The organism is Clostridium autoethanogenum DSM 10061 (genome assembly GCF_001484725.1).
GTDB classification, from domain to species: Bacteria; Bacillota; Clostridia; order Clostridiales; family Clostridiaceae; genus Clostridium_B; species Clostridium_B ljungdahlii.
Window position 1 is genome coordinate 3738421 of sequence record NZ_CP012395.1, and the last position, 24256, is coordinate 3762676.

General features: G+C 31.2%; 22 protein-coding genes and 1 pseudogene. 16 read left to right on the top strand and 7 right to left on the bottom strand.

Annotation, left to right across the window (positions count from 1 at the left end; all coding sequences use genetic code 11):
- Window positions 1-43: 43 nt before the first annotated feature.
- Window positions 44-1390, top strand: coding sequence for a B12-binding domain-containing radical SAM protein (locus CLAU_RS17075; protein ID WP_023163175.1), 1347 nt, complete (start codon window positions 44-46; stop codon window positions 1388-1390).
- A gap of 29 nt (window positions 1391-1419) precedes the next feature.
- Window positions 1420-1842 (top strand): annotated as a pseudogene (locus CLAU_RS17080) (ATP-binding cassette domain-containing protein); the annotation flags it as partial.
- Between the two features lie 159 nt (window positions 1843-2001).
- Here CLAU_RS17080 and CLAU_RS17085 read toward each other — a convergent pair.
- Together CLAU_RS17085 and CLAU_RS17090 are read right to left on the bottom strand one after the other, a co-directional pair.
- Window positions 2002-3219 carry a nucleotide disphospho-sugar-binding domain-containing protein gene (locus CLAU_RS17085; RefSeq protein ID WP_013238074.1) on the bottom strand — a complete coding sequence of 406 codons (1218 nt, stop codon included), beginning with the start codon at window positions 3217-3219 and terminating at the stop codon, window positions 2002-2004.
- A gap of 16 nt (window positions 3220-3235) precedes the next feature.
- Window positions 3236-3847: a TetR/AcrR family transcriptional regulator gene (locus CLAU_RS17090; protein WP_013238075.1), complete on the bottom strand. Its 612-nt coding sequence runs from the start codon at window positions 3845-3847 to the stop codon at window positions 3236-3238.
- A gap of 305 nt (window positions 3848-4152) precedes the next feature.
- Between CLAU_RS17090 and CLAU_RS17095 the strand changes: the two genes are divergently transcribed.
- Complete coding sequence (locus tag CLAU_RS17095; RefSeq protein ID WP_023163177.1) at window positions 4153-5937, top strand: methyl-accepting chemotaxis protein; 1785 nt, start codon at window positions 4153-4155, stop codon at window positions 5935-5937.
- A 237-nt stretch (window positions 5938-6174) separates the two neighbouring features.
- Here CLAU_RS17095 and CLAU_RS17100 read toward each other — a convergent pair whose 3' ends face one another.
- Both CLAU_RS17100 and CLAU_RS21515 read right to left on the bottom strand, forming a co-directional pair.
- Window positions 6175-7335 (bottom strand): MerR family transcriptional regulator, encoded by a 1161-nt coding sequence (locus tag CLAU_RS17100; RefSeq protein WP_023163178.1) that lies wholly within the window; start codon window positions 7333-7335, stop codon window positions 6175-6177.
- A 98-nt stretch (window positions 7336-7433) separates the two neighbouring features.
- Window positions 7434-7580 carry a TetR/AcrR family transcriptional regulator gene (locus CLAU_RS21515; protein ID WP_081442043.1) on the bottom strand — a complete coding sequence of 49 codons (147 nt, stop codon included), beginning with the start codon at window positions 7578-7580 and terminating at the stop codon, window positions 7434-7436.
- Between the two features lie 106 nt (window positions 7581-7686).
- Between CLAU_RS21515 and CLAU_RS17105 the strand changes: the two genes are divergently transcribed.
- From CLAU_RS17105 to CLAU_RS17140, 8 genes are all read left to right on the top strand, one after another.
- Window positions 7687-8178, top strand: a complete 492-nt coding sequence (locus CLAU_RS17105; RefSeq protein WP_023163179.1) for a MarR family transcriptional regulator — start codon at window positions 7687-7689, stop codon at window positions 8176-8178.
- A gap of 164 nt (window positions 8179-8342) precedes the next feature.
- Window positions 8343-9578, top strand: a complete 1236-nt coding sequence (locus tag CLAU_RS17110) for an MFS transporter (protein WP_013238079.1) — start codon at window positions 8343-8345, stop codon at window positions 9576-9578.
- A 132-nt stretch (window positions 9579-9710) separates the two neighbouring features.
- Entirely contained in the window at window positions 9711-10310 is a 600-nt protein-coding gene (locus CLAU_RS17115; RefSeq protein WP_023163180.1) for a Crp/Fnr family transcriptional regulator, read from the top strand.
- Between the two features lie 63 nt (window positions 10311-10373).
- Window positions 10374-11174: an SDR family oxidoreductase gene (locus tag CLAU_RS17120; protein ID WP_013238081.1), complete on the top strand. Its 801-nt coding sequence runs from the start codon at window positions 10374-10376 to the stop codon at window positions 11172-11174.
- Between the two features lie 132 nt (window positions 11175-11306).
- Window positions 11307-11978 (top strand): response regulator transcription factor, encoded by a 672-nt coding sequence (locus CLAU_RS17125; RefSeq protein ID WP_013238082.1) that lies wholly within the window; start codon window positions 11307-11309, stop codon window positions 11976-11978.
- A gap of 1 nt (window position 11979) precedes the next feature.
- The gene (locus CLAU_RS17130; RefSeq protein ID WP_023163181.1) at window positions 11980-12993 is read left to right on the top strand and encodes a sensor histidine kinase; all 1014 of its coding nucleotides are present in this window, start codon (window positions 11980-11982) and stop codon (window positions 12991-12993) included.
- Window positions 12994-13151: 158 nt separating this feature from the next.
- Window positions 13152-14531: an MATE family efflux transporter gene (locus CLAU_RS17135; RefSeq protein WP_013238084.1), complete on the top strand. Its 1380-nt coding sequence runs from the start codon at window positions 13152-13154 to the stop codon at window positions 14529-14531.
- A 40-nt stretch (window positions 14532-14571) separates the two neighbouring features.
- Window positions 14572-14916 (top strand): cupin domain-containing protein, encoded by a 345-nt coding sequence (locus CLAU_RS17140; protein WP_013238085.1) that lies wholly within the window; start codon window positions 14572-14574, stop codon window positions 14914-14916.
- 25 nt (window positions 14917-14941) lie between these two features.
- Here the strand turns inward: CLAU_RS17140 and CLAU_RS17145 are convergent, their stop codons facing one another.
- The gene (locus CLAU_RS17145; RefSeq protein ID WP_013238086.1) at window positions 14942-15373 is read right to left on the bottom strand and encodes a MerR family transcriptional regulator; all 432 of its coding nucleotides are present in this window, start codon (window positions 15371-15373) and stop codon (window positions 14942-14944) included.
- 136 nt (window positions 15374-15509) lie between these two features.
- Here CLAU_RS17145 and CLAU_RS17150 point away from each other — a divergent pair, with 136 nt between their 5' ends.
- From CLAU_RS17150 to CLAU_RS17165, 4 genes are all read left to right on the top strand, one after another.
- Window positions 15510-16022, top strand: coding sequence for a flavodoxin (locus CLAU_RS17150; RefSeq protein WP_013238087.1), 513 nt, complete (start codon window positions 15510-15512; stop codon window positions 16020-16022).
- An 85-nt stretch (window positions 16023-16107) separates the two neighbouring features.
- Window positions 16108-17073 (top strand): metallophosphoesterase family protein, encoded by a 966-nt coding sequence (locus CLAU_RS17155; protein WP_013238088.1) that lies wholly within the window; start codon window positions 16108-16110, stop codon window positions 17071-17073.
- A gap of 138 nt (window positions 17074-17211) precedes the next feature.
- Window positions 17212-17979, top strand: a complete 768-nt coding sequence (locus CLAU_RS17160; RefSeq protein ID WP_013238089.1) for an ABC transporter ATP-binding protein — start codon at window positions 17212-17214, stop codon at window positions 17977-17979.
- Complete coding sequence (locus CLAU_RS17165) at window positions 17972-19915, top strand: ABC transporter permease (RefSeq protein ID WP_013238090.1); 1944 nt, start codon at window positions 17972-17974, stop codon at window positions 19913-19915. The genes CLAU_RS17160 and CLAU_RS17165 overlap by 8 nt, the downstream gene beginning before the upstream one ends.
- A 60-nt stretch (window positions 19916-19975) precedes the next feature.
- On the opposite strand, the gene CLAU_RS17170 is transcribed toward CLAU_RS17165, so the two are convergent.
- Both CLAU_RS17170 and CLAU_RS17175 read right to left on the bottom strand, forming a co-directional pair.
- Window positions 19976-21178 (bottom strand): MFS transporter, encoded by a 1203-nt coding sequence (locus CLAU_RS17170; RefSeq protein ID WP_013238091.1) that lies wholly within the window; start codon window positions 21176-21178, stop codon window positions 19976-19978.
- 111 nt (window positions 21179-21289) lie between these two features.
- Window positions 21290-22498: an MFS transporter gene (locus CLAU_RS17175; protein WP_013238092.1), complete on the bottom strand. Its 1209-nt coding sequence runs from the start codon at window positions 22496-22498 to the stop codon at window positions 21290-21292.
- 537 nt (window positions 22499-23035) lie between these two features.
- Here CLAU_RS17175 and CLAU_RS17180 point away from each other — a divergent pair.
- Window positions 23036-24250, top strand: a complete 1215-nt coding sequence (locus tag CLAU_RS17180) for an LL-diaminopimelate aminotransferase (RefSeq protein ID WP_023163185.1) — start codon at window positions 23036-23038, stop codon at window positions 24248-24250.
- The last annotated feature ends 6 nt before the right edge of the window (window positions 24251-24256 follow it).

A 24256-nucleotide genomic window follows, 5' to 3' on the forward strand; every position in this document is an offset into this window, starting at 1 on the left:
GATTAGTTAAATATTGAATAAAATTTGTTTAAGGAGATAATGTATGAAGATTAAATTAATTCAACCGAAAATGCTGCCAAGGCCTATGGATACAAAGTTAAAAACTAGGATGGCTCCTTCATTAGCATTACTTACAATAGCAAATCTCACTCCAAAAGAGCATGAAGTTATTATTGAGAATGAAAATGTTGAAAAGATAGATTTTGATGAACCTGTAGATTTAGTAGCAATAACTGTTACTGTAGATGTTATGAATAGGGCAGTGGAAATTTCAAAGGAGTTTCAAAATCGCAATGTTACAGTAATTGCAGGTGGCATACATATTACAGCAGATCCAGAGAGTGTTATTAATAGTTTTGATGCAATATCTGTAGGAATGGCTGAGAGAGTTTGGGTAAAAATCCTTGAAGATAAAGAAAATAATTCACTTAAGAAGATATATTATGATATGGAAAACATTGCTGGGAAAGAAATAGTATCACCTGACTATTCCAGTATTGATAATAAAAAGTATTTATATACTAATATAATTAGTACAAGCAGAGGATGTCCTTTTGAATGTGATTTCTGCTATAATAGTTGCAAAAGTGTACTTAAAACTTATATTAATAGACCTATAGATGATGTAATTAGAGATATAAATGCATTAAAAACAAGGCATATAATGTTTATTGATGATAATTTTATTGGAAATCCTAAATGGACAAAAAAATTATTGAAGGAAATAAAACCACTTAAGCTAAAGTGGAACGCAGCGGTTACTTCCAATATAGTAGACATGCCTGAATTATTAGATGAAATGAAGGCAGCTGGTTGTCAAAGTCTATTTATAGGTTTTGAAAGCATAAATAGTAAGTCAATAGATAGTGTTCACAAGGTACAAAATAGTGTAAAGCGATATGAGAAGCTCGTAGAGGAAATCCATAAAAGGGGAATAATGATAAATGCAAGTTTTGTTTTCGGATTAGATGAAGATGATGTTTCTGTATTTAAGAATACATTGGAATGGATAGTTAAAAATAAGATAGAAACTGTGACTTCACATATACTTACCCCATATCCTGGTACAAAGTTATATTCATCATTAATGGAGGAAAATAGAATTGTAGATTTTAATTTGTCAAATTATAATACTGCACATGTGGTATATAAACCTAAGAATATGACAGCAGAAGAATTATACAAGGGCTATTTATGGATATATAAAGAGGTGTATACGTTTAAAAATATAGTGAAAAGATTACCAAAGTCTAAAAAGCAGTGGATTCCATTTCTAGCATTTAATTTGTTTTATAGGAAGTTTGGTAAGCTGACAGAATTATTGTGTAATATAGTTTCTTTTAAAAATATAGGAGAATTTTTCAGATGGGTGGCTTATTGTACAAAGTAGGTGATAATTGTTTTTCTCCAATTGGCTATCGCATTGGACGAAAAAATGCAACAGATGAAGAAGTTATACAGGCTGCAAAATTTGCACATTGTGATGAATTCGTAGGAAAGCTGACAGAAGGCTGGAATACAATGATTGGTGAAAATGGTTCTGAACTTTCTGGTGGTGAACGACAAAGGATATTTATTGCTAGAGCATTTCTAAAGGATGCACCAATTATATTGTTAGATGAAGCAACAGCTTCACTGGATGTTGAAAATGAAACTATGATACAGGAAGCACTGTCAAGGCTTATTCAAAATAAGACAGTACTTATTATTGCACATAGAATGAGAACAGTAGCAGGTGCCCACAAAATTGTAGTATTGAAGGATGGCATTGTTGCTGAACAGGGGAAACCTAGTAAATTAGTTAAAAAAGGTAAGATATATAAGCATATGGCTGAAGTGTAATTAAGATCTGCTTCCTGGCAATTTTAAAATTTATGTGATGTTTTGACTCAGTTTTATGAAGGCTGCTGAAAAAATGATTTTTATAGCAAAATTGCAGCGCAATTATACGTCTTATAAGATGTGATTTTTGAAAAAGCAGCCTCGTTTGATAATATGAATTTAATAATTTAATATAAAATCTGCAGCTTTAGCTGCACCTCCCAAGCTTTTTATTTTATCTGAATATATTTTAAGATTTTGTTTAAATGTATTATCTTTAATAATTTTTGTACACATTTTTAAAAGAAATTCTTTATTGAAATTATATATACCAGGATTTAATGCACAACCTATTTCAGAAGCCTTCTCAGCATTAAAGTAGCGTTCAAAATGTTTCCCAGGAAAAATAATTGCAGGTACTTCATTTTCAATGCATTGTACTGTTGTATTTTGACCACCATGATGAATAGCAATATTTGCTATTTTTAGGACTTTGTCTGATGGAACCATATTCATAAAGTGTACATTTCCAGTATTAGAGTTTATACTATCCTTAAATCTAGGGTTTCCTCCTGCTGTAACTATAACATCGAATTCTGAACCTAGGAAAGTATCTAAAATTATTTTTTGGTACATATCTGGAGTTATTGCTCCTGCACTTAAATACACATATATTAATGGACGCTTTTTTTCAAAATTGAAGTTGGATTTTATAAAATTTTTAGGTATTATTGAGCCTAAAAATATATATTTTGAACTGTCTTTTAAATCCTCAAGCTCAGGTATGCTTGGAACAAAAATTTTATTGGAATTATAATCTTGATTAAGCTCACATATATTTTTGATAGTTTTTAAATTTAAAGTTTTTAGAAGCTCATTATAATATTCAGCATATATTTCATCAGCTTTATTAGAAAATCCAAAATAACAGAAATCTGTTTTACCTGGAGTACCGCCAGTACAAAAATATGGTATGTCCATTTTCTTTGCAACTATAGGCATCACAGTTTCAAATTCTCCGAATATTAGATCTGGCTTAAAATTTTGCACTAGTGTCATTTCTTCTTTAAAGGTATTTTGTACATATTCCTTGGAAATAAGGCCTTTAAATCTTATTACATCACATAAGCTGCTAATAGAAAATTTATGTGCGTGTGAACTTTCTTTAACAGTATTATAATTTTTTTGCTGCCATAATTTTGGTATAGGTGGCTTATATCCTTGTATAACCTTATATCCGCAGGCTGCGGCATAGTCCGCTTCTCTTCCTGCAGCTCTAAATAGTATGCTGCAGTCTTGCTGCTTTTTTTTAATTTCGTCTGCTATAGCAATTAATCTGGTTATACTACCCAAAGCTTCAATAGAGGCTATTCCTGGTGTAAACAATATTTTTTTCAAATTAAACATCTCCTAATTAAATTTTATTTATTCCATTTATGAAAAGGTCTATAAACGTACTAATTTTACACTTTAGTTCCTCATCAGAAAGTTTTTCTCTTAAAAAGAGTTCATGAAAAAAAACAAAATTGAAAAAAGCACTATATATGAATTCTGCTGCAGATTCTGTATTAACTTTTCTGAAGTAACCTTTATTTATACCTGAAATTATATAGTTTTCTAGAGGACCATTTAAATTTGGAGCTGATTTTTCAAGTAGAGAAAGATCTGGTCTGTTTCCGGATTTATCCATAGCATAGAGATAATGAAACTCTAACATGTTTCTTTCGGTAACATTTTTATAGAAGAATATAAAATAATCTATGAGTTCATTTCGATAATTTTCACTTGCTTCTTTGGGAATTCCTAAAATTTCTACTGAAGTGAAAATTTTAGAATATATAGCTTCAATTATTTTCTTCTTATTAGGGAAAATGCAGTATATCATAGTTTCACTAATTCCAATAGCATTTGCAATATCTTTGGCGGTAAAACTATAGCCCTTTTTTAACATAAGTTCTTTTCCAATGCTTACAATTTGTTCTGCTCTTTCTTCACGGCTCATCCTTGATTTTGAATTACTTTTCAATTTTATCCTCCTGTAATCTAAATGTTTATTACTTAGTAAGTACTTACTAAGTATAGAGCAGCTATTTTTTATTGTCAAGTAAGGGGAGTTATATTGACTTGTTGATTTTATTATATTAAATGAAGCGGTGAACTTAAAAATGAATTGATATAAAGAATATATTGACTGCATATAGTAAAAGAAAATTTTGGTTAAGAATCATTGAAATATTATAAAAAGAGGTATATAATAACGTTATACTGATAATGATATTCATTATCAGTATAACGTTATTATATCAATTTATATGTGAAAGAGGTGTTGACATGAAAAAAATAAGACATAAAATTTTACTAACATTTTTGATTACTTCTTCATTATTTATTATACTTGCTGGAGTATATAATATAAATAATCTTATCCAAGTGGATAAAAGTGAAATATCAACTCTACGCACCACATTGTTTGATGACTATAATAAAATGATAAAAAATGAAGTAGAAACAGCTGAGAGTGTTTTGAATACATATTATGATTTATATAAAGAAGGAAAATTAAGTCAAGAAGAAGCACAAGAAGAAGCAAAAAAAGCTATTAAGAATTTGAGATACAATAAAAATGGATATTTTTGGATTGATGATACAAATGGAATACTTGTGGCACATCCTATGCAGCCCAAAGAAGAAGGAACAAATCGAATTAATGTTAAAGATTCAAATGGTACTGAATTGATGAAAGAAATTATAAGTGCAGCAAGAGATGATAAAAATTCCGGATATACAAATTTTATGTGGAATAAGCCGCAGAAAACTGGAACTAATAAATTGGTTCCTAAAAGAGTATATTCCAAATTGTTTAAGCCTTGGAATTGGATTATAAGCACTGGAAATTATGTTGATGATATTAATTCAGTTATTGATTCAAAAAATGAAGAACTTAGAAATAATTTATATAGGAATATTAATACTGCAGTAGCTTTTATCGTTGTTTCATTACTTATGGTTTTCTTAATTTCCGTAGTTCTAAGCAAAAAAATATCTGATCCTATTGTTAAATTGGTAAAAGCTTTTAAAAAAGATAAAAATGGACAAATTAATATGCAGGAAATTAAATTGAATTCCAGGGATGAAATTGGTTTGTTGGCGGATACGTTAAATGAAATGTCGTCACAAGTTAAAAGTTTTGTGAGAGGAGTTGTTTTAGAAGCTAAGAAGGTTCATGGTAGTACTGATGCTGTAAATGAAGATTTATATTCTTTGAATTTAAAAATACAAGAAATATCTAAAATAATTGGGGAGTTATCTGCAGATGTTGAAGAAACAGCATCATCAACGGAAGAAATAAATATTGTTTCAGGAGAAATAGAAAGATCAGTAGAAAATATAGCTGATAAAGCAGAGGATGGAGCTGTGTCAGCTGGCAAGATAAGTACTAAAGCAGTTACTTTGAAAGAAAATTCTATTAAGCTTAAAAATGAAGCAAATGAAACATGCTTAAAAATTAGAAACATGATGAGTGAAGCATTGGAGAAAATAAAAGAGACTGAAAAAATTAAAACATTAACTGGTGTAATTTCAGATATATCTTCTCAAACTAATTTGTTGGCTTTAAATGCGAGTATAGAATCTGCAAGGGCAGGAGAAGCAGGAAAAGGTTTTGCTGTTGTAGCTGAAGAAATAAGAAAACTAGCAGAAAATTCAAAAATGACTGTAAATGAGATACAGAATACGATTGATAGAACATCTGAAGCTGTAAATAATCTTGTGAATATTTCTACAAAAACATTGATATATATTGAGACAAAGGTCTTAAGTAGTTATGATGACACAGTTATAGTTGGAGAAAATTATGATAAGGATGCAGTATATGTTAACAATCTAGTATCAGATCTAAGTTCAACTTCAAAGCAACTTTTAACATCAATGAAAACTGTATCAGAGTCAATAAATGAAATAGCAGAAATAACTAATGAAGGTGCAGTAGGAACAAGTGAAGTTGTAGATAAGATATCAAAAATAGAAAATAACGCCAATAATGTGAAAAACGAAATGGATAATTTAGAAGAGAGTGTTGGGCATTTAAACAATCTTATATTAAAGTTTAAAATATAATTGAATTGTTTAAAGGTTCAATTATATTTTAAGTTAAAAAGCTAAACTCTGAAAGCAGGATAAATAAGATTATAGAAATAAAGTTATAATGGTTGGCGATGGTGTAAATTCACCATCTCTTGTTGCATAATCTTTGAACTATGGAAATAAGTGTAATTAGAATGAAACCTTGTTTAAAGGGCTAAAATAATGGGCATAGGATATTTCTGTATATCCCATACCCATTTGATAAATTCACTACTTACTATTTTCACAATAAAATTTTAGGGCCTCTCCAATAAATTTAGAGGAACCACTTTTGTGTTTCTCATCAAAGACTTTGATATATGCAGGCTTTGAATAAAGATCAGCCATAGTTCCCAAAAAGTTATCTCCCACATCTACGTTTAAAGCTTTATGCTGTTTTTTGTATGTATCTGCAATTTCAGAAACAATTTTTTGAATCTCGTTTGAAGAAGGATCTTTGCTTAAATCAGATGCAAGCTTTTCATATAGTTTCTCCAGTTTAGGTTGATAATCTTTTAAATAAAATTTTAGAGCTTCTCCAATGAATTTGCACGCACCACTGCCATATTTTTTATCGAAGTCTTCTATCCACTCAGGATTTAGTAAATAACTCTTTGACATATAGTACCACCGATCGTTTCCCTTATCACCTTTAAAAATTTCATAATCTTTTTTAGCTGTATTTGTTATTTCTTCAGCAATTTGCTGGATTTCCTTTGAAGAAGAATCTTTACTTAGGTCAGATACAAGCTTTTTATATAGTTCTTCTAATTTTGGGTGCTTCTTTTCCAAGCAGTCTTTTTTAAATTTATCATATTGTTCTGCTATATTCTGCATAACACTATTGTTGAGATTTTTCTTTGCAGCCTCAACATATCTTTCAATACTTCCATATTGCTTTATAGCGCTTTTAGCAATTTCAGCTTCATTAGCTTTCATTGTTTCAATCATTTCATCAAATTTATCTATACTACCCCAGTTTTTAATTACTCTATCTTTATTTTCTTTCTTGAATTCTTCTAATACATTATAATATTCACTCATATCAAATTCTTTAAAACTCATTGTATTCGCTCCTTTTAAGGTTTTATTTATAAGCTCTATCAAACCATCTAATCTATCTCGTTTTAAAATGATTAGTTTCTTATGATTTTTTAGAGCTTCCATCTTATCGAAGTGAGGACTTGTTATGATTTCTCTAATTTCCTTTAGTGGTAAATCAAGTTCCTTAAAAAATAAAATCTGCTGCAGAGTTTCAAGAGCTTCATCGTCATAAAGCCTATAGCCTGCTTCTGTCAATTTAGTTGGTTTTAATAATCCAATTTTATCGTAGTGGTGCAGCATACGCACGCTTATTCCTGTTAAATCCGAAACTTGTTTTACTGTTCTCATAACTTAACCTCAAACTTTGATTTTAGAGCTTTAATACTGCCTAATACTCTGCCGGCATGAATTTTATTAGTATTTTTAACCCTTGATTATATATTACACTATGACATAATGTTAGGGTCAATACTTTTAAAAATATTGTGAAGCAATAAATTTTTGAGATAGGATTCTAGCACATCTTCTTTTGAAGTAAAGTTATGATAAAAAGTTTTTTTCCCCAAATCTGCGTGAGCAACTAATTTTAACAGTTAAAATGGTAAATTGTTTAAAAATAGATGGATTTGAATATTGTTGAAATAGAAACAAAAGTCTAATATAATATTGTTAATGTGTCAACAGATGGGAGGACAAACCATGAACAGGAATAAAGCGGAACATATCATAAAGGGTTTTAGTGATGTATATAATAAAATGGTTTCACTTAATAAGTTTAAGATGGAAGCTAGTCTTAAAGAATATACGTCTTCTGAAGTGCATTGTATCGAATATATTGGAGAAAATGAAGATTCTAACGTGACAAAACTTGCTGAAGCCTTTTATATGACTAGGGGTGCTATAAGTAAAATAACCAAGAAGCTCATAAAAAAAGGGGCAATTGAAAGCTATCAGAGGCCAGATAATAAGAAGGAAATTTATTTTAGGCTTACTAAACAGGGGCAGGAAACTTATAAAGTCCATGAGGGATTGCACAAAGAGTTTCAAGAGCGAGATAAATCTGTATTTGAGCAGGTAACTGAGGAACAATTAGATATGATGCTTAACTTCATGGAAAAGTATAGTAGGCACTTGGATGCAGAAATAAAGAAACAAGGTCTAGACATAAAAGATCAAAATGATTTTCAATAGTGTGATTGTATCAAAAAATAATTTAAAGCAGAGCTGTATGAAAATGCTGGAATATCAGCGATTTCATATAGCTTTATTTTATTGTTGACAGGGAAACAATAAAATGATAGAATGATTATGTTGCCAAGGAAACAAAAAATATAATTTTTGGAGGGAGAATTTAAATGTCAATATTTAGATCATACAAAGAATTGAACACAGAACAGACCATAGATAAAAAGGCTTTAATATTCGGTATTATATCTATGTTTCTTTGCGGGTTAGGCTTCACTATCGCAGCACCTGTGATTCCATTCTTAGTTAAACCTTATATAAGCAATCCTGGAGATCAAGCTATAGTTGTTACGCTGCTTACCTCTGTTTATGCAATTTGCGTATTTTTTGCAGCTCCAGTACTTGGAGCTTTCAGTGACAAATATGGTCGCCGCCCAGTGCTCTTAATATGCCTTTTGGGTTCATCAGTGGGGTACTTAGTTTTTGGTATAGGAGGAGCGTTATGGATACTATTTGCTGGACGTATAATAGATGGGGTAACAGGTGGGGACATAAGCACTATTTTAGCATACTTTGCAGATATCATTCCTCCAGATCAGAGAACCAAATACTTTGGATGGGCCAGTGCAGTTGTAGGCGTAGGTACTGTTATTGGACCAACTTTAGGTGGATTACTTGCTAAGTTTGGTTATTCTGTCCCAATGTATTTTGGAGCAATAATAACTATATTGAATGTTGTTTATGGATTCTTTTTTATGCCTGAGAGTCTTGATAAGAATAATAGGCTGAAAGAGATTACCTTTGTAAGACTTAACCCATTTACACAGCTCGTAAACATACTTTCTATAAAAAACTTAAAAAGACTGCTTGTATCAGCATTTTTACTTTGGATACCTAACGGGTCTTTACAGGCAGTTTTTTCACAATTTACAATGGATACCTTCAATTGGAAACCTGCAATAATTGGACTTATGTTTTCAATTATGGGATTTCAAGATATCATTTCACAAAGCTTAATAATGCCAAAGCTTTTGATAAAACTCAGTGATAAACAGATAGCAGTTCTTGGAATGGCTTCAGAGATTATAGGCTACGGTTTTATTGCAGCATCAGCTTTGTTCTCATTTTATCCTATTTTTATTGCTGGAATGTTTATATTTGGTTTCGGTGATTCCATATTTGGTCCTTCGTTCAATGGGATGCTTTCAAAATCTGTTGCTTCTAGTGAACAAGGAAGGATTCAAGGAGGCAGCCAATCTATTCAAGCTTTAGCAAGAATGATTGGACCTATCATTGGCGGTCAAATATATGTAGCACTTGGACATGCTGCGCCTGCTCTTATGGGTATGCTGCTTACGGCAGCAGCGATACTAGTTTTATATGAAGGTATCCATGTAAATAAGTAAATATAAAGTTTTTATTATATAATTATGATTTTAGATATTCAAGAAATTTAATGCTTTATAGATTCTATGTAAATTTTATAATTTATGCTATGCTTTAAGTAAATGAATATTTAAAAGAGGAGAGCTTTTCACATGAATAAAAGTGTAAATGATATTTTATGGGTGAATCTTTTAAAAAGTAATGGTATTTTTCTTGATGAGGAAAATATTGCTTTACTGAGGAATATTTCTAGGATTAAGGCATTAAAAAAGGATATGTTCTTTTTACAGGAAGGTGAAAAATCTACTGAAATAAGTTTTATTATTAAAGGTGTCTTTCGTTCTTATTATATTGATAAATCAGGCAATGATGTAACAAAATATTTTTATTCAGAAGGGGATATATTATTTTCTTATGCAGCATATCTATCTCAAAAAGAATCTATGTACTGTATACAAGCACTAGAAGATAGTGAAATTCTTGTAGTCAAGATTTCTGATTTTGAAAAAATAGTAGAAGGAAATTATCAATTACTTTTATTCTACAAGAAAATGATTGATAAGGTACTTGTTATAAAAGAAGAGCATGCAATTAGTTTTAAATTATTAGACAGTGTAAAACGTTATAAACAATTTCTTGATACATACCCTGGTTTGGAAGAACGTGTTAAGCAGTGTCATCTTGCATCCTATTTAGGAATAACTCCTGTGTCCCTTAGCAGAATAAGAAGAAAATTAAATCTTAACAAATGATAATGCAGGAAATCTCCAGGTGATTTATGATGTAGTTAATTTTATTACTGGAGGCTAATTGTTATGAAAAATGAAATAGTTGTTTTAATTACTGGATGCTCTACAGGAATTGGGAGAGAGCTTTGTAATATATTATCTCATAAAGGATGTACGGTTGTTGCAACAGCAAGAAATGTGGAAGCCTTAAAGGATTTATCTGCATTCTTAAAATTACCACTGGATGTTACCAAAAAAGAATCTATTCACAGCACAATAAATCAAGTTATATCAAAATTTCATAAAATTGATATTCTTATAAATAACGCAGGTTATTCACTTAGAGGAGCTTTAGAAGAAATTGATGTAAATAGTTCTAAAAGTATGTTTGATGTAAATGTATTTGGTATAATTAACATGGTTCAGGAGGTTATTCCAGAAATGCGTAAAAAGCAATCTGGTAAGATTATAAATATTGGCTCCATTTCAGGAAAATTTGTTCAATCCATCAATGGGGTTTATTGTGCATCAAAATTTGCAGTTGAGGCATTAAGTGACACACTGCGTTTAGAATTACACAGCTATAATATTCAGACCACTGTCATTGAGCCAGGTCCCATGAAAACCCATTTTTTTAATACATTAGTGGATAATTCAGGGGATCTTATGGGAAATTCCCAATCTTGTTATTCACATTTTTATAAATCAGATGATAAATATAGAAAAAAGCAAAAACAAGCTGATCCTAAAGAAGCAGCACAAGCTATTAGTAATATAATTTTGAAAAAACGAATTAATGCTCGTTATAAAGTTACTGTTCCCTTCATATATAGTATGGTTACATATTTTCCTGATTTCCTAAGAGAATATTTTATGAAAAAGAGATAAATAAAGTATTATTTTACTATTTATATTCATTGTCTCATAATATGATATTTAAATCAGATGAAATAATATGAAAATAATAGAGATTTATTGTATAATAAAAAAGGAAATTTATAAAAGTACAGGGAGTAGGATATGTATAAAATTTTAATTGTTGAAGACGATATGGCAATTGCAAAGTCAATGAAAAATTATCTCAGTGGATGGAATTATGAAACTGAATTTATAACTGATTTCAAAGACATTACTGCAGAATTCATTAAGTTTGAGCCACATCTTGTACTTTTGGATATATCCCTACCATTCTTCAATGGATATCATTGGTGCAGTGAAATTCGCAGGATATCAAGGGTACCTATTATTTTTATCTCTTCTATGTCCGATAATATGAATATCATTATGGCCGTAAATATGGGTGGTGATGATTTTATTCCCAAACCTTTTGATTTAAATATTCTTGTGGCAAAGGTGCAGGCATTGTTAAGAAGAACATATTCTTTTGGCGGAAAGATGGATATAATTGAGCATAATGGTGTAGTGCTAAATTTAAGCAGTGCTGCTATCGAATATGAAAATAAAAAAATTGAACTTACAAAAAATGAATTTAAGATACTTCAAATTTTGCTTGAGAATGTTGAAAAAGTAGTTCCAAGAGATGTTATTATGACAAGGCTTTGGGAAAGTGACAGCTATATAGATGATAATACTTTAACTGTTAATATAACCCGTCTTAGAAAAAAACTTTCAGATGCTGGTATTTGTGACTTTATTAAGACAAAAAAAGGCATTGGATATATGGTGGAATAATATGAAAGAAAAATCTTTTTTACAGCTTTTATTATGTTATGTTAAAGGTCATAAAAAAGCAATAATAATGTACGGCATTTTTATTGGAATCTTTGCTGTAGTATTTTCATTATATTCACTGCAGCTTGAGCCAGTTTTGTATGCCTTCTTTTTATCATCAATTGCAGCTTTCCTTTTTATTATTTACGATTTTATTAAGTGCTATAAAAAGCATAATGAACTTTGTATTATTGAGAAAAAGATAAACATAGGGTTAGATAAACTGCCGGCAGCTAATAATTTAATTGAAGCTGACTATCAGAATGTTTTGCAGACACTTTATAAACAAAGTACGGAACTAATTTCAAAAACAGATATTAAGCAGTCAGAAATGATAGATTATTATACCCTATGGGCACATCAAATTAAAACACCTATTGCAGCAATGAGATTAATACTGCAAAGCGAATATAGTGAACAAAACAAGGAATTACTAGGGCAGGCCTTTAAAATTGAGCAGTATGTTGAAATGGTGCTGGGATACTTAAAGATTGATAGTGCCTCATCAGATCTGGTGCTTAAAAACTATAGTTTACTTCAGATTATAAAACAAGTTATAAGAAAGTATGCACATGTATTTGTTAAGAAAAATATAGCCCTTGATTTAAAAGAAATGGATTGTACTGTGCTGACAGATGAAAAGTGGCTGGTATTTGTAATTGAACAAATACTATGGAATGCATTAAAATATACAAGCAGCGGTAAAATATCAATATACATGGAGGAAGCTTCTAGAAAGGTGCTTGTAATTGAAGATACAGGAGTAGGCATTGCAGAGGAAGATTTGCCAAGGGTATTTGAAAAAGGTTTTACTGGATATAATGGACGTGCTGATAAAAAGGCAACGGGAATAGGGCTTTATCTTTGTAAAAAGATATTAGATAAACTTTCACACACAATAACCATTACCTCGAAGGTTGGTGTTGGAACAACGGTAAAGATAAATCTTTCTTCTGTGAAAACTATAATTGAATAATCTATCCGATGACTACCTGCTCTAATGCTCCTTCTTCAAGTGGGAGCAAAGAGCAGCTACGTCCCTGGATAACGCGGTCTAAGCATCAGGTGGAGTCAAAACTCCATCTGATGCCAAGAACCCTGTTTATGTAAAAAAATTAGGAAGGTGAATTAGAAATGGACAATATAAATGAACTTAGAAACGGAAAAATTAATAATTTGTTGTGGAAATTCTCATGGCCAGCAGTAATCGCCATGCTGATAAATTCTCTGTATAATATTATTGACCGAATATTTGTAGGACGAGGAGTTGGTTCAATTGCAATTGCAGCTACAACTGTAGCTTTTCCGATTATGCTTATTCTTATGGCAGTATCTGTACTAATTGGTGTTGGTGCTACCTCACTTATATCTATTCGTTTGGGGGAAAAGAAGCCAGAGGAAGCTGAAAAGATTATGGGGAATGCTATATTTTTGTTGATCTTACTGCCTCTGTGTATTAGCATTATTTATTTTCTTTTTAGTAATTCTATTTTGACTTTTTTTGGAGCTAGTGCCGAGGTTTTGCCTTATGCCAAAGAATTTACACATATTATAATGTTAGCATCATGGGTGGGTTCTCTGAGTATGGGAATGGTTAATTTTATTAGAGCTGAAGGTAATCCTAGAATGTCCATGTATACACAAGTAATTGGAACAGCAATTAATATAGTCCTTAATTATATTTTTGTTATGAGGCTAGGCATTGGAATTAAAGGATCTGCACTGGCAACAGTTTGTGGCCAAACATTCTCAGCCATTTGGGTCTTAAGTTATTTTCAATCGAAAGCTAGTTTCCTCAAAATACGAATAAAAAATCTCAAATTGCAGAAAAACTTGGTCATTAGTATTATGTGTATTGGTTTTGCACCTTTTTCAATGCAATTGGCTAACAGTCTTCAAAACGTTATTTTAAATAAATCATTAATGACTTATGGTGGAGACATAGCACTATCAGCTATGGGCATTGTTGGTAGTATAGCTACTTTAATGTTTATGCCCATACTTGGTGTTAGTCAGGGAGCTCAACCTATTATCGGTTTTAATTATGGTGCCCAGCAATTTGATAGAGTAAAAGAAACTTTGAAGAAAGCCATAATTGTAGGTATAGTAATTGCCACATTCAGTACTGCAGTGGTACACTTATGGCCAACTCAAATTGCTGGTATGTTTTCTAACAATAATGTAAAATTGAATAAACTAACTGCCCATGCAATGTCAATGTTTTTCCTTATGTTTCCTGTAGCGGGTTTTCAAATTGTTGCTTCTCAATATTTTCAAGCAGTTGGAAAGCCAATTCAATCTACAATCCTTGGACTATCAAGACAACTGCTGGTATTGATTCCTCTATTACTAGTATTGCCGCGCTTTTGGGGGACTGAAGGTGTATGGATGACTCCGCCTATTGCAGATATTTTATCTGCCCTTATAACTGGAATTTTTATATTCTTAGAAATGAAACATATAAATGAAAATTGTATGCCTCAAGATACCGATTTTAAAAAAGCAAATTCTTAAGAAATATTTTAATACTAAAAAATTTATGGAGGATGAAAAAATGATTAATAATGAAAAAAGAGAAATTATTAGACAAGACAATGTCAATGGAGGAAATGGATATATTTTAAAAGAAAGTTTATTGACTCTTGAATACTTGGGAGAACACTGTAAATTATTTTCAAAGATTACTTTGAAACCAGACTGCGAAATTGGATATCATGAGCATCATGATGAGACTGAAACATATTACTTTTTGTCAGGAAAGGGAATGTATCAGGATAATAAAGATGAAATTCCTGTTAAGGCAGGAGATGTTACTTTTTGTGAAGATGGCAGTGGTCATGGAGTTAAAAACACAGGAACTGAAGATATAGAGTTTGTTGCACTAATTTTAAAAAAATAAGTAAAAAAGTGAGACTTATATAGCCTCACTTTTCTGTATCTTTATTCAGAAATTTCATAGCCAGTTCTTCCTGTAAACCGGGAACTTCAGTAGTTCCCCTTTTCTTTGATATTCTGTAGAATTCGCATTTATAATTGATACGGTGAAGCGCATTTTGTAAGAGTGCAATTTGCTTTTCCGTTTTTTTCTTCTGATGAAGGAATAGCTCATATCGCTGCTCAATGGTAGAATCGCCTTCTTCACACCATTCAAAAAACTGTTTGATGTCCTTAAGTGGCATCCCTGTATTCTTTAAACATGATATCATTTTCAAGCATTCAACATCTGTATCATTAAATATTCTTATATTACCAGAAGTTCTATTGACAAGTGGGAGAAGTCCTTCTTTGTCATAGTAGCGTAGAGTTGATATGGATATGTCTAGCATTTTTGAAATATCACCAATTGAATAATTCATAAATTTCCTCCAATAAAATTAAATTAAGTATTGACCTAAAGTTAGATTTAGGTATTATTATATACCTATCATAAGATATAAATGAAGCTTATGCAAGACTAGAATATATTTTAATCAAAGAAGAAGGGGAAAAAATATGGATGTAAAAGAATTGGAAAAGGTATCTGATTTTACATTAGGGGAAGAAAATACTACTTATGTAAAGTATTTTACTGGAAAAAGCTATTTAAGTGTTTTAAATACTAAAGAAGTGGTTATATGCAATGTTACATTTGAACCAGTAAAGTCTTATACAGGTGATTATAATTCAGTAGTTGAACAAGGAAAACGGAAAGTAGACCGTGGATTTAAACCGGAAATAAAACCTCTTCTAGTAAATCTGGAAGACTATGATACGATTATTATAGGCACTCTTGTGTGGTGGTATACCTATGCCTCAGCAGTTGCAACTTTCTTATCTGAATACGATTTGTCAGGCAAGACGATAATTCCATTTGTAACGAATGGAGGATGGATTGGGCATACATTAAAGGATATTAAAAAGGTTTGTAAAAATGCCGCTGTTACAAATGTGATTGATATTGGATTTAACACAGACAAAATGGTAATGTCTGAATCCAATCTTGAGAAATGGATTGCTAGTTTGTAAGAGTTTGTTTAAAATCAAATGTATGGAAATGTAATTTTTTAGTATGCAAATTTATCAGTTATTAAAGGTAGGTGATTTAAAGTATATGAAAAAATTAAAATTAATAGTGTTAATAATATTATTAGTATCAATTTCCTTATCAATAATATATGTTAGAAGGGTTTTAATAGGAAATTATAGGGTTAAACAAGAAGAGTCTATGGATAAGAAAAAAACAGAGAATAATACTTTAAAATTTGCTGTTTTAGGTGATGTACATGGGGATATTAAAAAATTACAAAATGCTATTAATGACGTACATAGTATAGATGGAAATATGGATACTTTAATATTAAATGGTGATAATGTGGATCAAGGAGTAAAGATGCAGTACTATGCATTAGAACTTACGCTGTGGAAAAATAAGAATATTATTCCTAAAAAAATAATTAAAAATATTGGTAACCATGATTATTTTGATTATTCTAAAGGTACAAATAAGCCAAAAGATGTTCAACATTTTATAAAAATGTATTTAGATTTTGCAGGTGAAAAGTCTGTATATCATGATACCTGGATTAAAGGATACCATTTTATATCTCTGGGTTCAGAAACTGGAAATACGAAAAAGTTAGGATCGGTGGATGCTTTTTTATCACAAAATCAATTTAGTTGGCTCAAAGAAAAGTTAGGTCAAAAATATAAAAAAAATAGACCTATTTTTGTATTTTTACATCAAAATTTGGATAGTAGTATAGGATGGAAAGGATTAAAAGAAGATCAAGAAAAAGAACTTAGAGATATTCTGTCATCATATCCAGAAGTTATTTTGTTTACTTCCCATACTCATATCCTATTAAATATAGATAATGTAAAAACAAACTTACCCTTTACTACAGCACATACAGGGGCAGTTCGATATGCTATAAAGCCAGAAAAGGATGGTATAAAAAGGTTTTATAATGAAAGTCAAGGTTTATATGTACAAGTAAATGGGAATAAAGTCTTAATTAAAGGAAGAGATTTTGTAAAAAAAGAATGGGTATTTTCAAAAGAAGTTGTACACTATTGAAAATATTAAAAAATACAGTAAAAAAGTATCTTACAAACATGTAAGGTTAGAAGGAGAAATGTAAGCCAAAGTTATGGCTCTGCATTTCTCTTTTTTTTATAATTATAGTATAGTCAAAGTGAACAGGGGAGGAAGAAAATGAAGTTATTAGAAGTAAATAATTTAAAGAAAATATATTCATCAAGATTTGGAGGAAACCAGGTTCAAGCGTTAAGTGACGTAACCTTTTCAGTGGAAAAAGGAGAATATGTAGCAATTATGGGAGAGTCAGGTTCAGGAAAAACCACATTACTTAACATACTAGCATCTTTAGATAAGCCAACTAGCGGTGAGATTTTACTGCAGGGTAAGAATATTGTAGCAATTAAAGAAAGTGAAATCACTGCATTTCGTAGAGAAAATTTAGGCTTTGTATTTCAGGATTTTAACTTACTTGATACCTTTTCTTTAAAAGATAATATTTTTTTGCCACTTGTTTTATCAAGAAAATCCTATGGAGAAATGGCAAAAAAATTGAGGCCTATTGCAGAAAAATTGGGAATAGAGCAAATACTGGAGAAATTCCCTTATGAGGTATCAGGAGGTCAAAAGCAGAGAGCGGCTGTTGCCAGGGCTTTAATTACAGATCCACAGCTTATTTTAGCAGATGAGCCCACAGGAGCTCTTGATTCAAAATCAACAGATCAGCTTTTAAAATTATTTTCAGAGATTAATAATGAAGGGCAGACAATTGTTATGGTTACCCACAGTACCAAGGCAGCAAGTCATGCAGGAAGGGTACTTTTTATAAAAGATGGAGAAGTGTTTCATCAGCTTTATAGGGGTTCCATGTCAAAAGAAGAGATGTTTGAAAAAATCTCCAATACACTTACGGTGATTACTACTGGAGGTGCGGGAAATGAATAAGCTGTTTTATCCGAGACTTGCAGTAATAAACATTAAAAAGAATAGTAAAACATATTTTCCATTTATACTCACTTGTATATGTACAATTATGATGTTTTACATAATGCATGCAATTTCAATAAACAAAGGATTGGATGGAGCAAGTGGATCTGAGAGCCTAAAAACGCTTCTTTTTTTGGGAACAATAGTAATAGGAATTTTTTCAGCTATATTTCTTTTTTATACAAATAGTTTTCTTATTAAAAGACGAAAAAAAGAAATTGGACTGTATAATGTGCTGGGTCTTGAAAAAAAGCATATTGCAAAAATATTATTTTTTGAGTGCATTTTTACTTCCGTTATCAGTTTAACGGCTGGACTTATTGGTGGAATTATTTTAAATAAGCTTATGTTTCTTTTGCTCATAAAGATGCTCAATTTTAAAGTATCCTTTGGATTTTCTATTTCGGTGCCGTCTATCATAAAAACCTTAATTGTTTTTTGCAGCATTTTTTTTGTAACATTATTATCAAATTTATTTCAGATTAAAATATTAAAGCCTATTGAACTTTTAAAAGGGTCAGAGCAGGGGGAAAAAGAGCCAAAAACAAAATGGATTATGACTATTATAGGATTGGCAGCTCTTTGCGGCGGATATGGAATAGCTTTAAATGTCAAATCACCTCTTGCTGCACTTAACCTATTCTTTGGCGCAGTTATTCTAGTTATGATAGGAACTTATGCACTCTTTACAGCAGGAAGTATTGCAGTATTAAAGTTTCTCAGGAAACAGAAGAACTTTTACTATAAGACAGGTCATTTTATATCTGTTTCTGGTATGATGTACAGAATGAAACAAAATGCAGTTGGACTTGCAAATATTTGTATATTGAGTACTGCTGTACTTGTGATGCTCTCAACTACTATTTCTTTATATGCAGGTATGGAAGATATTCTAAAGCTTCGTTACCCAAGAGATATAGTTGTAACTGCTAAAGAAACTAATAAAAGTCAAATACAAAAGCTGGATGAAACTTTAAATTCAGAATTAAAAAACGGTAAAATAGATATGAAAGGTAAGCTTTACTATTTTGACAATAGCTTGGAAGTTGTAAAAAAAGATGGCAAATTTTTATCTATCAAAAAAGATCCTGGCAGGGCAAATATTTCTATAATAGAGGCTATTCCTATTTCAGATTATAATAGATTGGAAGGAAAAAATATTACTCTTCATGATAATGAAGCAATTTTTTTCTCGAAAGTAAAGAATTATACTGATGACACAATTAATATTGATAATAAGAGCTTTAAAATTAAACAAAGATTGGATAAACCTGTAGGTGGTTTAAATAATTCCATGATAGATTTGGTAGATACTTATATAATACTTGTAAATAATATAGACTCTGTAGGAAAAAATGGCTTTAAGGAATATACAACTGCCTTTAATATTAATGGTACAAATAAAGAAATACTATCAATATCCGATAAGTTAAATAAAAAATTTACAGAGAATAAAATTAAAGCTAATGCCGAAAGTGCTGCAAGTGGCAGGGAACAATTTCTTTCTTTATATGGCGGTTTGTTCTTCTTAGGAATATTTTTAGGTATATTATTCTTAATGGCAACGGTACTTATTATTTACTATAAGCAGATATCAGAGGGATATGAGGATAAGGAACGTTTTGAAATCATGCAGAAAGTGGGAATGGATAAAAAAGAAATAAAGAAAACTATAAGAAGTCAGGTATTAATGGTATTTTTCTTGCCTCTTGTTTTCACAGTAATCCATATTGCCTTTGCATTTCCAATGATCACAAAGATGCTTGCTGTTTTAGGACTAAAAAATGTAAATTTATTTATACTTTCAACCGCAGGAACGATAGTTGTTTTTGCAGCAATTTATACAATTGTATTTTCTTTGACAGCCAGGGTATATTACAAAATTGTTGAATAATATGAAGTGTGACCACCAATTGGCAATATATTGAGCCAGCTGGTGGCTTTTTATTTTACTTTAGAAATACGAAGAGCAAGTCTTTTTATTGTATATTGCATAAGCAAAAATTCCACACAGTAATGCTAAGGCACTAAAATTAAACAACCATACATAGCCCAATGAGGAAGCTATAGTTCCTCCTAGCAAAGGGCCTAGGCCCTGACCCAGGTTAGCACCAATAAAAAAAGTACTTGAAGCTAGTCCCTTTTTTTGACTTCCCAATTTATGAAAACACTCTGCTTGTAGAGCAGGTTGTGCAGTTCCCTGTCCAAATGCTTTAAAAATAGCTGCCAGAAGTATCATCCAAAGTGCACTTGCATGAGCTATTAGCAGTGCTTCTGTGATGCTGAACAATAATGCCGGATACATAACAGTTGAAAGTCCCTTTTTATCATACAGTTTTCCAGACATTGGTCTTGTGAAAATAAGAAACAATGCATTTACTGTGAAATACATTCCAATTCCATTTATCTTACGTTCTTCACCCAGTAAAACTAAAAATGAAGTGGCAAGTCCATTTCCCATAAAAAATAAGCCGCCAATTAAAGATAGTGGCAATATTTTAAATGCAATAATATCTTTTAAATGAATGGCATGTTTTTTGTCTACTGTATTTTTTATAGATATCTGATTTTTGTTTGGCAAAAAATTCATACACACTGCAGCTATTATAATTAGTACTGCTGATACTATAAAGGTTTTGGACATTCCGAATCGATTAGAAGCTTCTATTCCTATTTCGGGACCAAAGGCAGTTGCAATAATTTGACTGATTCCAAGATAACCTATACCTTCTCCCATTTTATTTTTTGGTATGAAATCCGTTGCCCAAGCGATACTTGTTGCACTAGTTATACTGAAACTAGCACCATGTATTATTCGGAAAAAAATTATAAATGTAATATTAGGTGACAAGCCATAACCTAGTGTTGCAATTCCATTTATAAAAGTACCAATTATCATTACATATTTTTTGCTAGTTCTATCTGTGAGTATTCCACCAAATGGTCCAATAAGCAATGCTGTAAATGAAAATAAACCTACAATTATGCCTGCAGTGCTTAGAGAGGCACCTAAATTGGAAGTGTACTTTGCTAAAAGTGGAAAAACAAGATAAAATGCCATGAAGGTAAGGGTATTAATCGCTAATAGGGAAATAAAATTGAAATTCCACAGTTTCATATCTTTTTTTGTTTCTAAATTTGATTTTGTTTCTGTCATATATAAATTCTTTCACCTCTAATATAATTAAATATGTTAGAAATCTAACAATTTGGTTTCTAACATTTATATTATACCTTACTAAAACCCATGTCAACTAAGGATAAGTTTTTAATTATTATTTAAATTTTCACTAACAATTTTGGATTTTGCTTTTTTTGCATTTAATGTATGCAAATAGTATATAACTATTCCAGAAAACAATAGTGCAGCACAAATATAAAAAACAGAAGTTAAACCAAATTTACCGGCTATGGTTCCTCCTATAATTGGCCCCAGTCCTTGTCCGGCATCATATCCAATAAAATAAGTACTTGTGGCAATACCTACTTTACTAGGACCTAGCTTTTTAACACAAGTAGCTTGCAGTGCTGGTGAAAGTGAACTTTGTCCTATTCCGTAGAGAACTGCCACTGCTAATATCATCCAAAGAGATGAAGAAATTACTAATAATAATGATGCCATCATAGCCATGATAAAAGCAGGAAATGCTATAATTGACAAACCTTTATTATCAAGAAGTTTACCTGAAAGTGGCCTGATAATAAGAATTACAATGGCATTTACCGTAAAATAATAACCGATATTTGATATATGTCTCTCATCGCCTAGCAAAGCTAAAAAGCTTCCGATAACTCCATTCATAAACGTAAATAAACAAGCAAGAACAGCAAAAACAATCAGTTCCTTGGCAAAAAAATCACTAATTTTAATATGAAGCTTACTTACATTTAAATTTTCTCTATTTACTGGATTATATGGAATCATGGTCATAAGAGCTGCAGCAATCATAACAATAATACAAGATAGATAAAATACATATTTAAATCCAAATTGTGATGAAATCTCCAGTCCAAGATTTGGACTTATTGCAGTTGCCAAAATATACCCAAGGCCCATGAAACCTATTCCCTCACCTATTCTTTCTTTAGGCATATATGTTGTAGACAGAGCATTAATTACTGTAACACTTACTGAAAATGATATGCCCTGAACAATTCTAAAGAAAAAAAGAGTATATATATTGTACGAAATTTTTAAACCTAATGCGGAAACCGCCAGAAATATGGTTGAAACAACTAATAAATGTTTCTTGTTAAATCTGTCAGTTGAAAATCCAGCAAACGGACGAATAATAATAGATGTAATTGCAAAAATACCAGCAACTAAACCTGCTATGGACATTGTTGCACCTAAACTAATTGTATACTTAGGTAGTATTGGTGTCATCATAGTGAAACCAATAAAGACGAGAGCATTTATTATTAGCATTAGAATAAATGAAAAGTTCCATAGATTTTCTATTTTTGATTGTTCCATAAAATCATCCCCCAAGGTTATTTTAATAATATAGTTGTAGATGAAGCATCGTACGAATACGGCCTAACTTTTATTATACTATAAATTGCAAAGTACAAGGATGAATTATGTAAAAATAGGGGAAATAATTAAAAAGTGAAAATAGAAGCTTTAGATGCAGAAATGAAGTGCCAAAGTATGGAGGAGCTGAGTATAATAATCCTATAGACAATAGACATTTAAGGGATTTTCAAAGAAATAACCAGTCAGTATGCTAGCCTATTTTTTATCATACTGCGTCGGTAGAACCCTTAGATAGGATTCACTATCTGCGGAACCTACCTCCTTGTCTGATAAACAAAGTTCTTGGCATCTGATGCTTAGAAATTGTTATCCAGGGACATAGCCGCTCTTTACTCACACTTGGGAAAGTGTGAGTATTAGAGCGGGTTAGTCATCGGATAAAAAATATACGTCGCATCTTTGACTTGTTATTTTCTTTCAAATCCCTAAGTCATTTCTTTAGAACGAGAAGAAAAAGACAGCAAGGAGGATATTATGTGTAAATTAAATGATAATTATTTAAAATTGCAGGGAAGATATTTGTTTGCAAGTATAGCAAAAAAGGTAGCTAACTTTAAAAAAAATAATCCGCATAAGAAAGTTATTTCGCTTGGTATTGGTGATGTAACTCAGCCATTAGCACCAGTTATTATAGAGGCACTGCATAGTTCAGTTGATGAAATGGGACATAAGGATACTTTTAAAGGATATGCACCGGAATTTGGTTATGAATTTTTAAAAAATGCAATTATAAAAGGTGATTATAACTCCCGTGGTGTGGACATTTCAATAGATGAAGTGTTTATAAATGATGGAATAAATGCTGATGCTGGTAATATTCAAGAACTATTTAGTGTAGATAATAAGATTGCAGTTTGTGATCCTGTATATCCTGTATATGTAGATTCAAATGTAATGGCTGGAAGGACAGGAACATATGATAAGGATGCACAAAGGTGGAGTGAAGTTATATATATGTCCTGTACTCCGGATAATAATTTTGTGCCGGATATTCCAGAAGAAAACCCAGATATTATATATCTATGTTTTCCAAACAATCCAACAGGGACAACGGTTACAAAAGATCAACTTCAACTTTTGGTTGATTATGCAAATAAAGTGGAAGCTGTTATTGTATATGATGGTGCTTATGAAGCATATATTTCAGAAGATAATGTATGTCATACAATTTATGAATGTGATGGTGCAAAAAATTGTGCTGTTGAGCTTAAAAGTTTTTCGAAGAAGGCTGGATTTACAGGATTAAGGCTTGGGTATACAATTGTTCCGAAGGAACTAAAATGTTCTGGAGTTTCTTTGAATAGACTTTGGGCAAGACGTTATGGAACCAAATACAATGGTACACCATATATAGTTCAGAGGGCAGGAGAAGCCGTTTATTCTGAAACTGGAAAAGAGCAGATAAAAAAGCAAATTGATTATTATAAAAATAATGCCAAAATCATTTTGGAAGGATTGAAATCAGCAGGCTACTCTGTGTATGGAGGAGTGAATGCACCATATGTATGGCTAAAGACACCGAACAATATGAATTCATGGGATTTCTTTTATTACTTATTAGAAAAAGCAAATATTGTAGGTACGCCTGGAAGTGGATTTGGACCGATGGGGGAAGGATATTTTAGGCTTACAGCTTTTGGAACTTACGAAAATACATTGGAGGCTGTTGAGAGGATTAAGAAACTCTAACAAATT